This is a genomic window from Reyranella sp. (genome assembly GCF_965249915.1).
Classification (GTDB): domain Bacteria; phylum Pseudomonadota; class Alphaproteobacteria; order Reyranellales; family Reyranellaceae; genus Reyranella.
Window position 1 is genome coordinate 3,992,820 of record NZ_OZ252257.1, and the last position, 12,936, is coordinate 4,005,755.

General features: G+C 63.2%; 10 protein-coding genes, 1 tRNA gene and 2 pseudogenes. 12 read left to right on the forward strand and 1 reads right to left on the reverse strand.

Annotated elements, in window-relative coordinates:
- The first annotated feature begins 126 nt into the window (after positions 1-126).
- The 8 genes and pseudogenes from ACP15H_RS19820 to ACP15H_RS19855 all read left to right on the forward strand — a co-directional run.
- A complete protein-coding gene (locus ACP15H_RS19820) occupies positions 127-579 on the forward strand; it encodes a DUF2924 domain-containing protein (RefSeq protein WP_425067872.1) in 453 nt (150 codons plus the stop codon).
- Positions 576-1,880, forward strand: a complete 1,305-nt coding sequence (locus ACP15H_RS19825; protein ID WP_425067873.1) for a recombinase family protein — start codon at positions 576-578, stop codon at positions 1,878-1,880. Before ACP15H_RS19820 ends, ACP15H_RS19825 begins: the two co-directional genes overlap by 4 nt.
- 23 nt (positions 1,881-1,903) lie before the next feature.
- Positions 1,904-2,269 (forward strand): hypothetical protein, encoded by a 366-nt coding sequence (locus tag ACP15H_RS19830; protein ID WP_425067874.1) that lies wholly within the window; start codon positions 1,904-1,906, stop codon positions 2,267-2,269.
- A 178-nt stretch (positions 2,270-2,447) separates the two neighbouring features.
- A complete protein-coding gene (locus tag ACP15H_RS19835) occupies positions 2,448-3,758 on the forward strand; it encodes a hypothetical protein (protein ID WP_425067875.1) in 1,311 nt (436 codons plus the stop codon).
- 406 nt (positions 3,759-4,164) lie between these two features.
- Positions 4,165-6,288 (forward strand): tetratricopeptide repeat protein, encoded by a 2,124-nt coding sequence (locus ACP15H_RS19840; RefSeq protein ID WP_425067876.1) that lies wholly within the window; start codon positions 4,165-4,167, stop codon positions 6,286-6,288.
- Positions 6,285-6,659: a hypothetical protein gene (locus ACP15H_RS19845; RefSeq protein WP_425067877.1), complete on the forward strand. Its 375-nt coding sequence runs from the start codon at positions 6,285-6,287 to the stop codon at positions 6,657-6,659. Before ACP15H_RS19840 ends, ACP15H_RS19845 begins: the two co-directional genes overlap by 4 nt.
- On the forward strand, positions 6,656-9,154 hold the full coding sequence (locus tag ACP15H_RS19850; protein WP_425067878.1) for an Hsp70 family protein: 2,499 nt from the start codon (positions 6,656-6,658) through the stop codon (positions 9,152-9,154). Before ACP15H_RS19845 ends, ACP15H_RS19850 begins: the two co-directional genes overlap by 4 nt.
- Positions 9,155-9,250: 96 nt before the next feature.
- Positions 9,251-9,361, forward strand: a pseudogene (locus ACP15H_RS19855) (transposase); the annotation flags it as partial.
- Positions 9,362-9,707: 346 nt separating this feature from the next.
- On the opposite strand, the gene ACP15H_RS19860 reads toward ACP15H_RS19855, so the two are convergent.
- A tRNA-Ser gene (locus ACP15H_RS19860) sits at positions 9,708-9,797 on the reverse strand.
- Between the two features lie 319 nt (positions 9,798-10,116).
- Here ACP15H_RS19860 and rplU point away from each other — a divergent pair.
- From rplU to proB, 4 genes and pseudogenes are all read left to right on the forward strand, one after another.
- A pseudogene (gene rplU / locus ACP15H_RS19865) lies at positions 10,117-10,410 on the forward strand (50S ribosomal protein L21); the annotation flags it as partial.
- A 28-nt stretch (positions 10,411-10,438) separates the two neighbouring features.
- Positions 10,439-10,711, forward strand: a complete 273-nt coding sequence (gene rpmA, locus ACP15H_RS19870) for a 50S ribosomal protein L27 (RefSeq protein ID WP_425067879.1) — start codon at positions 10,439-10,441, stop codon at positions 10,709-10,711.
- Positions 10,712-10,786: 75 nt separating this feature from the next.
- On the forward strand, positions 10,787-11,812 hold the full coding sequence (gene obgE, locus ACP15H_RS19875; protein WP_425067880.1) for a GTPase ObgE: 1,026 nt from the start codon (positions 10,787-10,789) through the stop codon (positions 11,810-11,812).
- The gene (proB, locus tag ACP15H_RS19880) at positions 11,809-12,924 is read left to right on the forward strand and encodes a glutamate 5-kinase (protein ID WP_425067881.1); all 1,116 of its coding nucleotides are present in this window, start codon (positions 11,809-11,811) and stop codon (positions 12,922-12,924) included. Before obgE ends, proB begins: the two co-directional genes overlap by 4 nt.
- Positions 12,925-12,936 lie beyond the last annotated feature (12 nt).

Genomic DNA, 12,936 nt, shown 5'->3' on the forward strand with positions numbered 1-12,936 from the left:
GGCGCGCGGGCTGATCCGGCTTCATGCCCGGAAGTCCAGTCCACTATCTGCCGACCGCGGAGACAGTTCGGTCGACTTCCTGCCCGACCGAAGCGGTCATGCCGACGCCCCCAGACGGAGAACGGCATGAAGCAAAACGACAGTGTATTGGCCCGCGTCGCGGCCTTGAAGGCGATGCCGACGGCGAAGCTCAAGGAACAGTGGACCGCACTCTTCGACCACCCGGCGCCACCTTATAACCGGCGCTTCCTCGAAAGCCGGCTCGCGTACCGGATCCAGGAGCTGGCCTACGGCGGCCTGAAGCCCGAGACGGTGCGCCGGCTGGAGCAGCTGGGCGAGCAGCTCGACGGCGGCAACATCGCCGTGCGCCGGCTGCGAGGCAGCGATATCCCCATCGCCGGCACTCGGCTGATTCGAGAGTACCAGGGCGTCGAGCACACCGTGACGGTGATGGCCGACGGCTACGAATGGCAGGGCCGCCCCTATAAGTCGCTGTCGGCCATCGCGCGGGCCATCACCGGCACCCGCTGGAACGGGCTGCTCTTCTTCGGACTCAAGAACAGGCGGAGAGCGGCATGAAGAAGCCGGTCGTCCGTAAGATTCGCTGCGCCGTGTACACCCGGAAGTCGACCGAGGAAGGGCTCGACATGGAGTTCAACAGCCTCGACGCCCAGCGCGAGGCCTGCAGTGCCTACATCGCCAGCCAGCGGTCGGAGGGCTGGGTCGAACTGGCCGACCAGTACGATGACGGCGGCTTCTCGGGTGGCACACTGGAACGCCCCGCCCTCAAGCGGCTGATGGCCGATATCGAGGCCGGCCGGATCGACGTCGTAGTGGTCTACAAGATCGACCGGCTAAGCCGCTCCCTGATGGACTTCGCCCGGCTGGTCGAGGTGTTCGACCGCTGCAGCGTCACCTTCGTGTCGGTGACCCAGTCCTTCAACACGACCACCAGCATGGGCCGGTTGACCCTGAACGTGCTGTTGTCCTTTGCTCAGTTCGAGCGCGAAGTCATTGGCGAGCGCATCCGCGACAAGGTCGCTGCCTCGCGCCGGCGCGGCATGTGGATGGGCGGGTTCGTGCCCATGGGCTACCGGGTCGAGAACCGGAAGCTGGTCGTCCACGAGCCCGAGGCGGCGGTCATTCGCCGGATCTTCGAGCGGTTCCTGAAGGTCGGATCTGCGACGCTGCTTGCGCGTCAGCTTCGGGCCGAGGATGTCCGAAGCCATCGAGGGCGGGTCGTCGACAAGGGAACCTTGTACCGGATCCTCCGGAACCGGGTGTATGTCGGGCTCGCAGTCCATAAGGGCGTGGCCTACCCCGGCGAGCACGCCGCGATCGTCAGCCAAGTCCTCTGGGACAAGGTGCAGTCGATCCTGCAGGAGAGCCCCCGGGTCAGGGGCTGCCGGGCTCGGGCGGCTACTCCCGCTCTCCTCAAGGGGCTGCTGTTTGGCCCTACGGGCCGCGCCATGAGCCCGACGCACACTCGCAAGCACGGCAAGCTTTATCGCTACTACGTCTGCCAGGCCGCCCTGAAGGGCGAGGCAGGGCCTTCCCCCATCCGGCGAGTATCGGCGGCTGCCATCGAGGCGGCGGTCATCGACCAGCTGCGGGCCCTGCTCCGGTCTCCTGAAGTCGTGATGGCGACCTGGCGGGCTGCCGGGCCCCAGATCGAGGCACTGTCCGAAGCGGCCGTCCGGGAGGCTCTGGAGCGGCTCGATCCGCTCTGGGAGGAGCTCTTCCCCGCCGAGCAGACCCGCATCGTCCAGCTGCTGGTCCAGCGCATCGACCTCAAGACAGACGGGCTCGAGCTCCAGCTCCGGACGCAGGGGCTCGGCCACGTGGTCCAGCAACTGGGCGATCTGCGGAGGACTGCCTGATGCCACGGGCAGAGCCCGGCGTCGTGGCCATCAAGGTGCCTTTTGCTGTGCGCAAGCGGGGCGGGCGGAAGCTGGTCCTGGCCCCGGACGGTGCGCCTGTGCCGCCTGCGGCACCGCACATCGACAGCACATTGGTCAAGGCGATCGCCCGCGCATTCCGGTGGCAGAAGATGCTGGAGACCGGCAAGTACGCGACCATCAGGGAGATCGCCAGGGCGGAGAAGATCAACCCGTCCTACGTCTCACGCGTGCTCAGGCTGACGCTGCTCGCGCCGGCGACGGTGGAGGCGATCCTCGACGGGCGCCCGAGTGCCGTGCCGACGTTGGCCGAGGCGATGGGAGTGTTTCCCGTGGAGTGGGCGAGGCAGGGGCGCCCTTCTGCTGTGTAGTTGCTCACTGCATTTTGTGCGGATACGGTCCGCCAATGGTCGCTTATGGCTGCTTCGGTCCCTGCCAAATGAAAAACTGGACGAAAGCCTCGGGCACGATCGCCGTGATCGTTTTGCACGCATGGGGCACGGCAGGATTTGCGGCACCGTGCCTGATTTCGTCTAGGCGGCCTGAACAGTGATGGCGGCTCCGGGAGTGACGCTCTCTAGCAACTCGCGACAGAATATCGCGCTTAGCGAGCTGGAAGAGGCGCTGCTGCGCCGCTACCTGCCGAGCTACCAACGACTGGTCGCAGGCGAACTGCCCGCGAATACCGCGGCGCGGCGCCGATTTATCGAGGTCGCCAACCAGCAAGTGCCCCCGGTCGCAATCCATGAGGTCGCGTTCGTCAAGTGGCAGATGAAAGTGGGGCTGCGCCCTTACGAACCTCTGGCACCCTTTGGGACTACGGCACTACCAGTGTCGCCGCCCGTGGCACCTCGGCTGACGAAAACGGCGGCGGACCCCCGCCTTGCCGCTCTGGCGGAACGCAGGGCTGAGACGTACGCGGGCTCCACCACAATATCAACCGTCGGGCCAGTTAGTCCGTCCCCATCCAATTCTCGCGACGCAACCGCTCAGCAGAAGGCAAGCTTCAGCTGGGACCGCCTGGCCGATTGGTTCAACGCCAGCCTCGGCACCGACTTCGCACGCAAACTTGACGGTTGGATGCGCGATACCTTCGCAACAGCCAAGCCGACGATCTACGACAAGGCGATGGATGCCACGCACATCGCCCATCCGTCGGGCGCGTTCCATCGGCTTTGGGACGAAGGGCACAGCCTCACGGACGCTTGGAAGGCGGTGGCGACCGCTTCGCCCAACGACACCTTCACCGAGGAGATCGCCGGGTATCTGGCGGCAATATGGAAGGATGTCATCACGCCGATGGGCCTGCCATTCGCCACTGTAAATCGCGACTGGTTCAATGCCACACACACCTCTCTGCACGGCATCGGCATCAGTAAGGCGCAGCTCGCCGACGCCCTGTCCTACACAGGGACAGAGCTGGCGGGCGCCGCCCTCGGTGCCGTCGCCATGCTGCTCTGCTGGGACAAGGCCGAAACTGAGCGCGCGGCGAACCTGGCCGGCAGTTTAGGCCTATCGACGCTTTGCGCGGCCAATCCGGTCTTGGGCATCGTTGCGATCGCCTGCTTCGCGCGCGCTGTGCAGACGGCTAAGGCCGCCAAGGGCCGAACGCGCTTCGTCGTCGGCCTTATGAAGGGTGGTCTTGGCTCGGGCGCTCTAATTGCCACTAGCGCCGTGATTGGCGGCCCAGTGTGGATCGGACTAGTAGCCGGCCTCATTGCGTCGATCCTGGTCCATCACGCAGTAGTGAAAGGCGCCCACCAAGTTGAAGCCGTCGATTGGTCCCGTGTGCGGGACTGGGCCGTCGAAATGTTCCGCGGAATGGGATCCGCGAAAATTCTTGTCATCAAGGCGACGTAGCCGCGGCACAGACCGGCCAGGACGCGACCATCAAGGAGATCGCCAAGGCCGAGAAGATCAACCCGTCCAACGTCTCACGCGTGTTCAGGCTGACGCTGCTCGCGCCGGCGACCGTGGAGGCGATGCTGGATGGGCGAGCGAGTGCCGGGCCGACGCTGGCGGAGGCGATGAGGGTGTTTCCGGTGGAGTGGGCACAGCAGGGCCAGCTCCCCGACGGATAAAAGCCTCCCGGACTTGCCTGCAATCAGAGCAGGCGCCTCCAGTGCGGTTCCACGGTCTGCCTCCGACACCCCATGACGCCCGCGAGGATTGCCTGCTGCCGGTGCCCGAGGTTATCGTCCGCCCAAGAGGCCCGGACAGCCTCGGTATAAAAGAAATGTCAGTTAAGAACTTGGGCGGCCTGCTAATGAGTGAAGCTGAAGCGAAGCAGTTTGCTGAACGAGCACAGAACCTGCGCGGTGAAGGCCGGCTGGAAGAAGCCATATTGGCCGCGCGCCGCGCCACCGCATTGGACGCGGATAACGCAAACGCGTGGTGGCAGCTTGCATTGGCGCAAGGAGCAAAAGACGGCGCTGAAGCCGCTTTGCCGGCCCTGCAGAAAGTGACGGAGCTGGCTCCTGCGTTTCCCGGTGGCTGGAACGAACTGGGCCGGACCCATTTAAGGGCTAATCGCAACGACGAAGCGCTCGAAGCCTATGAACAAGCGCTTGAGGCAGACAGTTCACACATCTCAAGCATGCTAATGGTGGCCTACCTGCTCAAGGGCAGGAAGGAAGAAGGCGTGCCTGCCAGGCGCCTTGCGCTATTGCGGGAGGTCTACGAAAAGGACCAACTGAACGAAGAGGACATGTTCGACCTGGCCTACCTGCTTGGGGAAGCCAACGAAACGGCGGAAGCGGTAAGGGTCTATGAGACCTACACGCGAAAGCATGAGGGAAAAGCCGCTTTCTACAACCTCGCTTTAGGCTACGAAGCGCTCGACCGCGATGCTGACGCTTTGGACGCGCTCGAAGCTGCTCGTCGCACTGGCTACGAGTCAGAAAAGCTGACGACGGTCCGCTCGAACGCCCAGCAGCGCCTTTTTGCGCTGCGAGAGCAAGTGCTGCGCAGGCCCCAGCCGTACCTACCTCAGTCGGAGTGGTTCAGCCATTACATCAATCCTTTCACGCTGTTGGACGTCGAGCCCGAAGACGTAGAGGACAACCCCAGAGCGCTGCAGAAGGCGAAGCAGGCGCTGATGCGCGAAATCGAGCTCGAAGAAGGAAAGGTCGACTGGCTGCCTGGCTTGGTCATCGACAAGTCGACCGCTTTGGCGAAGCTCACTGAGCTTGACATCGTAGACGCATGGAACGCCCACCAACTGGTGTCTCATAACCGTGCGCTGAACGATTTCCTAATGCGCGGTGACCTTCGCCACTTCCTTATCAACGAGGATGGTTCGACTGACTGCACTCTCCCCCACCTGTTGGACGCGGAGACGCTGGAACATATCGGTCCGAAGTTCGCTGCGCAGTTCGCCGATGTCTTGAGCCGTGCAGTAGAGCAAGCCGACTTGGTGGTGGTCGAGTGCCTGATGGATGGACGGCGTTGGGTAACGCCAGCGCAGTTGGACACCTGCTTCGAGAGCACCAAGCGGCTGGTAACCCGACTGAGCGAACCCCTAATTAAGGCTGCCGAGGTCAAGGATAAGTGCTCGGTCTCCAGGTCCGAAATCGAGAAAGCGTTTAACCAAGGTAACCTTGGCAGTCTACTAACGTTGCTGCCTATTGAGTTCTACGAGGCCCATAGCGCGGTAGGCAGCGCCCTGCGGGATCTGTCGGTCTCGTACTACAACCGTGAACACGACGCGGAGGGTGCGAAGGCAATTCTTGCTCTGGGCCGCGCCTGCGCAAAGAAATCTCCGGCCCTGGCCCACCAAATGCAGGCTGACGAAAAGACTCTCGACGGATTCATCGCCGAAGAAAAGAGCAAGGAAGCCCACCTGTCTTTCAAGGACCGCAATGTCAGCATCACGAAGAACGGTGTGGTCTACGGCAAGCAGAGGCTTGCGCCTGCCGACATCGTCGGGTTGCGGTGGGGCTTGGTGCAGACCTCCGCTCAGCCGCCCATCCACCGACTGACCGTGGCGTTTAAGGCGCGTCAGGGCGAAGACATCGTGGTGAGTTGGAGTGCCGCCGCCAACTTCGAAGAGCAGAAGAAGTACTGGGGTGAACTCGTTGAAGCAACAACGTCGTTCATCCTAGGAGGGGTAGCCGAAAACTTCGAGGCGGAGCTCCAGCGAAATCAGTCCGCGCGAGTAGGTCCACTGCTGGTATTCGAAGACGGTGTTGAGCTTACCGCCAGGGGTTGGTTCACCGACAAGAAGATTCGCGTGCCGTGGGCAAGGCTCTCGTCGACTATGGTCAACGGCTCCATCGTCTTGCGGGATGCACAGAACTCCAAGGCAACCGCTGACCTGCCGATCGAGTCAACGTACAACGCCATCATCCTGCATTTATTGGCTAATCGAAAGGAGCGCCCCCGCTCATGAGCGCACCTCTGCAACTGAGCATCCCGAAGTTCGTGCTTCAGACGCTCAACCATCTATACGATGCCGAGCGCAAGCTGACTCTGCATGGGGACCCGGGCGGCGCACTGCGCAACATCGAGCGCATCAAAGATGCTTTTGCCGAAGAGAAGCTCTTCTACGAGGACCCCATGGGCCAGCCGTTCAATGAGACGCGCGCCGACCTCGATGCGTCCATCGCGGGTGAGGGCACAGAGAATCTTCATGTGACCGAAGTCATCAAGCCGGTTATTCGGTACGGCGAGCCAGCCTACTCGCGAGTCATCCAGAAGGGCATCGTCGTAGTGCGGTCCAAAACCGTCGAAGCAGGGAATCAAGCGGGAGAACTGCAATGAGCGGCAACACCATCAACTTCGGCATCGACCTAGGCACTTCAAATTCGCTCATCGCCAAGTTTGAGAAGGGCGAGGTTCAGGTGTTCAAGAACCCCAGCGGGTTCAAGGAGACCCTTCCTTCCATCGTCGGATTCCGGAACGACCGTACCCTCATTGGCGAGCAGGCACGGGCCTACCTGCTCCGTGATTCACGAAGTGTGGTTAGCCGCTTCAAGCGCAAGATGGGCACCTCCGAGAGCTTCAACATCAAGGCGCTCGGTGCGTCGAAAACTCCGGTTGAGCTTTCAGCATATGTACTCAAGGAGTTGAAGACCTTCGTCCAGTCCGGCGAGGAGGTGGACGCAGCTGTCATCACCATCCCGGCCTCGTTCGACACGCTTCAGAGCAACGCGACCAAGGAAGCTGGCCTTCAGGCGGGCTTCAAGAGCGTGGTGCTGCTACAGGAGCCTATTGCGGCGAGCTTGGCTTATGCCAACAAGGAACGTAATGTCGACCTGAAGAACAGCCAGTGGCTCGTCTACGATCTTGGTGGCGGCACGTTCGACACCGCCCTAGTCCGTATCGTCGAGGGCGAGCTGACTGTCATGGACCATGAGGGTGACAATTACCTCGGTGGAACCGACTTCGACGCTCTGCTGGTCGAAAAGGTGGTCGTCGCTGAGCTCAACCGGCGAGGCAAGTTTGAGGACCTGCTGGGCTCCCTCAAGAGCCAGAGCGGTAGCCGAAACCCCCTATGGTACGCCCTGTTGGCGAAGGCCGAAGAGGCCAAGGTTGAGTTGTCGGCTAAAACCTCTACTGAAATCGACCTGGGCACACTCACCGTCGAAGACGATGAAGGCACGGCCGTCGATGCCATTTTGACTATCACGCGAAGCGACTTCGAGGCGGTCATTAAGGATGCAGTCGAAGGTACAATCGAAATGGTCAAGCGGATACTGACGCGGAATTCGCTGCAGCCTGGCGACCTGAAGTTTATTCTCATGGTGGGAGGCTCGACCTACATTCCCTTTGTTCGCAAGCGCGTTCAGGAGGTGATGGGCATCGCGGCCAACACTAGCGTTGACCCGACAAACGCCGTGGCGGTGGGCGCCGCCTACTTCGCCGGCACCAAGGAGAAGGGGCAGGGGGCGCCAAACGCGGCAAGACCGGATACCGCCGTGAAGGTGCGGATGTCCTACAATAAGACTTCTCAAGAGACCGAGGAGCCGTTCACTGCTAAGGTGGAAGGCGCCTCTGAGGGCATGCAGTACCGCATCGTCGGCGAGGACGGGGCCTACGACAGCAGCTTGAAGAAGCTGGGTAATCGCATTGTCGAGGACCTGCCGCTGCGCGCCGGCGCGTACAACGTCTTCGCCTTAAAAGTGTTCGATGCCACAGGCACGCTGGTGAAACTGGACAACGACGTCATCCAGATTGCCCAGGGTCGCTACAGCGTGGCAGGTCAGATGCTTCCCGAAGACATCTGCCTGGTGCTGGATGATCCCGCCGCGAATGACACAAAGCTGCGCCCGCTGTTTCACAAGAACGTGGTGCTGCCGTCGCAAACCAAACTCACTCAGGAAGTTGGACGCACCATCGTCAAAGGTTCTAACGACCAGCTTCGCATCCTCGTTGTTGAGGGACCCTCAAATCGCCATTCCTCGACGAACAAGCCGTTGGGGGTCTTGCTCATTACAGGCAAACAGATCGCACGGGACCTCATCAAAGGTACAGAAGTCGACCTAAAAATTGCGATATCGGAATCACGTGACCTTACTGTTAACGCCTACCTGAACGGGACGGACCAAGAATTCTCAGAGGTCTTCGCACCTAAGTTCCGGCACGTGACCACCAGGGACCTTGCTGCCGAGACTTTGCTGCTGGAGAGCAAGCTGCAGACCGAGCTCGAAGACGCCGAGAAGAACGGCCAGAGTGACGTCGCTGCAGGCATCGAGAAAACGCTGAGCACGGTACAGACGCTCATGGGCGAGATTGCCGAGCTCAAGGATGACGACGTTACCGACAAAAAGTACCAGCTCGAGGACCGCAAGCGCGAAGCCGCTCGGACGATGTTCGACCTGACGTCCGGTAAGCGACTGGAGCAGGCCCGCCGGGATTACCAGGACGCCAAGTCTGAGTGCGTGAAGGCGGTGCAAGAGTCCGGCAACGACCGTGAGCGCAATCAGCTCAAGGCAATTCTCAACCGCGAGCAGACCTTTATCAACTCGAACGTGCCTGAAAAAATTCACGCCGAGATAGAAGCTCTGCGCTCACTGATGTTCACCATCCTCGCGAGGACTCCGACCTTTTTGCGAGGGATGCTGGAGCATCTGAACCAGCGCCGCGCTGCGATGAACGACCAGGTTCAAGCGTCGAGGCTGCTGGAAGCCGGTAAGCGCGCCGTCGCTGCGGACGACTGGGAAGAGGTAGGCACCATCTGCAGCCGACTTTGGAACCTTATGCCCGAGGAGCAGCAGACGAAGGAAGAGATGCGGATGTTCACCGGACTGGTATAGGCGTAGACACGGTTTCGGGTAGCGTCCCAAGGCGTGGTGTAACTTCAGGCAGTCTCGCGTTTGAGGCGGTCATTGCGGGTTCCCGCGGCATGCTCGCTGACCCGCCGGCGCCTGCGTGGCGTCAAGCTCATCGTCTCACGCGCTCATGAAGGGCTAAAGGCCGCCGCCGCCATGGTGCTCGGTGCCACGTGGCAGAGGTGTCGGGTCTCTTCATGAGCTGCGCGCTCGCCACCGGCGTCGGCTAGCAAAGAACTTGCCCTTAGCTCTGACCGCCACGCCGAGCCTGCAAAGTTTCGATCTCAGCCCTACTCTCCGGCCGCCCGAACCTTCGAAACCCGCAGAACTACGCTCCGAATTAGTCAACCAGATCAGCGACTTACAAGAAGCGTACCAAATCCCGCAGTCATCAGCTTTGGAGAGAAAGAGGCATAGAGAGAGCCAAACGGCCCCTGGGACGGCGACGCCGGTCAACAGGTCCAACGCGTAATGCCCGCGCCTATTGGGCTTTCAAGAGGCCCGCCAAGGCGGGAGAGACTGTCAGCTCGACGGTGAATGGCGGAGGGGGTGGGATTCGAACCCACGGTACGCTTGCACGCACAACAGTTTTCGAGACTGTCCTAATCGACCACTCTAGCACCCCTCCGGGCGCGCGGGTTTATAGGCGGGCGTCTTTGGAGGAGCAACAGCTTCCCGCGCGGAACGGCGGGGCTGCGGGAAAAAAGGCCCCGAACGCGTCCCCGGCGGCGCCGCAGCAAGGCGATCCGCGCCCAGCGCCCCGAAAACATTGACTTTCCGGCCTCCGGGAGGTTCCGTGAGCCCTGCATCGGCCATCCCGTCTCCGACATTGACTCAAGGGCCGGCGTGCGTATATTCCGCGCTTCTTCGGCGGGCCCTGCGGGTCCGCCGCGTTCTTTCGTGTTTTTCGGCATTTCGCGCCGGGAAACCTCAAGCCGGGTGTCATCATGATCGCCGTTATCCGCACGGGTGGTAAGCAATACACGGTCGCCGCCGACGACCAGCTGACGGTCGAGAAGATCGACGGCGAGGCCGGCACCAAGGTCGAATTCACCGACGTGCTGATGGTCGGCGACAAGATCGGTGCGCCGGTCGTCGAGGGCGCCAAGGTCGTCGGCTCGATCGTCAAGCAGGCCCGCGGCGAGCACGTGATCATCTTCAAGAAGCGCCGTCGCCAGAACTCGCGGCGCAAGAACGGTCACCGTCAGGACCTGACGGTGGTCAAGATCGAACAGATCGTCGCCTGAGCAGAGCGACCGGAGTAGGACGATGGCACATAAGAAAGCAGGCGGCTCCTCGCGTAACGGCCGCGATTCAGACGGCAAGCGCCTCGGCGTGAAGCGTTTCGGCGGCGAGAAGGTCATCTCGGGCAACATCCTGGTCCGCCAGCGCGGCACCAAGATGAACCCGGGCGAGAATGTCGGCCTCGGCCGCGACCACACGCTGTTCGCCACCGCCGACGGCGTCGTGTCGTTCCGCACCCGCTCCGGCGGCAAGGTCGAAGTGAACGTTCTCCCGGCGCCGGCACTGGCCGCCGAATAACGCCGTTCATCCCATTGGATTTTTGAAGGGGGAGCGGCTCGCCGTTCCCCCTTTTCCGTTTCTGGACCCCATCTCATGAAGTTCCTCGACCAGGCCAAGATCTACGTCCGCTCCGGCAACGGCGGCGCCGGCTGCGCGGGTTTCCGCCGCGAGAAGTTCATCGAGTTCGGCGGGCCGGACGGCGGCGACGGCGGGCGCGGCGGCGACGTGATCGCCGAATGCGTCGACGGCCTCAACACGCTGATCGACTATCGCTACGCCCAGCACTTCAAGGCCGAGACCGGCCATCACGGCATGGGCAGCCAGCGCACCGGCGGCGCCGGCAAGGACATCGTGCTGCGCCTGCCGCGCGGCACCCAGATCTTCGCCGAGGACAACGAGACCCTGCTGGCCGACATGACCGAGATCGGCCAGCGCGTGATCATCGCCAAGGGCGGCGACGGCGGCTACGGCAACCTGCACTACAAAACCTCGACCAACCGGGCGCCGCGCCGTGCCGATGCCGGCTGGCCGGGCGTGGAGCTCGCGCTGTGGCTGCGCCTCAAGCTGATCGCCGACATCGGCCTGGTCGGGCTGCCCAACGCCGGCAAGTCGACGTTCCTCTCCACCAACACCAACGCGCGGCCCAAGATCGCCGACTATCCGTTCACGACGCTCCATCCCGGCCTCGGTGTGGTGAAAGTGGGCGACGGCTCGGACGCGCGCGAGTTCGTGATGGCCGACATTCCGGGCCTGATCGAGGGCGCCCATGAAGGCGCCGGCCTCGGCACGCGCTTCCTGGGTCATGTCGAGCGCTGCCGCGCGCTGCTGCATCTGGTCGACGGCACGCAGGACGACGTCGCCGGCGCCTATCGCACCGTGCGGACCGAGCTCAAGGCCTATGGCGGCAACCTGGCGCGCAAGAAGGAAATCGTGGCGCTGAACAAGACCGACGCCATGACGCAAGAAGACATCGAGGCCAAGCGTGCCCAGCTCGCCAAGGTCAGCCGCAAGACGGTGCACGTCATCTCCGCGGTCTCCCGCCAGGGCGTGACGCCGCTGCTGCACGAGCTCATGAAGCTCGTCGACAAGCAGCGCTCGCCCTCCCGGGACGCCGCATGACACCGCTTGCCGGCGCGCGGCGGCTGGTCGTCAAGATCGGCTCCTCGATCCTTGTCGACGAGACGAAGGGCGAGGTCCGGCGCGATTGGCTCGAGGCCCTGACCGGCGACGTCGCGCGCCTGCACAAAGGCGGCTGCGAGGTCGTGCTGGTCTCGTCCGGCGCCATCCGGCTGGGCCGCACGCATCTCAAGCTCGCTGCCGGGCCGCTGCGTCTCGAGGAGAGCCAGGCCGCCGCCGCCACCGGACAGATCCGCCTCGCGCAGGCCTATCAGGAGGCGCTGGCGCGGCATGGCATCACGGTCGCGCAGATCCTGCTGACCCTGAACGATTCGGAAGAGCGCCGCCGCTACCTCAACGCCCGCCAGACCATGGCGACCTTGCTGGGGCTGGGCGCCATCCCGGTGATCAACGAGAACGACACGGTCGCGACCGACGAGATCCGCTTCGGCGACAACGATCGCCTGGGCGCGCGCGTCGCCGAGATGATCTCGGCCGACACGCTGGTGCTGCTGTCGGACATCGACGGTCTCTATACCGGCGACCCGCGCAGCGACGCCTCGGCGACCTTCATTCCCGAGATCCGCGAGATCACGCCCGAGATCGAGGCGATGGCCGGCGTCGCGGCCTCCGAGATGTCCAACGGCGGCATGGTGACCAAGCTGATGGCCGGCCGCATCGCCATGGCCGCGGGCTGCCGCATGGCCATCGCCGACGGCCGCAGCGTCGGCGCGCTGGGGGCGTTGATCGACGGCACCGCGCGCTGCAGCTGGTTCCTGCCCGAGGGCTCGCCTTTGTCGGCGCGCAAGAAGTGGATCAAGGGCTCGCTCAAGCCCGCCGGTACTCTGGTCGTCGACGACGGCGCGGTGCGCGCGCTGTCGACCGGCAAGAGCCTGCTGCCCGCCGGCGTCACCGCGGTGGCCGGCGAGTTCCGCCGCGGCGACGTGGTCGACGTGAAGGATCGCGGCGGCCGCGTGCTGGCGCGCGGCCTGGTCGCCTATGCCGCCGAGGATGCGCGCCGCATCGCCGGCCGCAAGAGCGTCGAGATCGAACATTTGCTGGGCTTCCGCGGCCGCGACGAGATCGTCCATCGCGACGACCTCGTGGTCGAGTGAAGCGACGGAGCG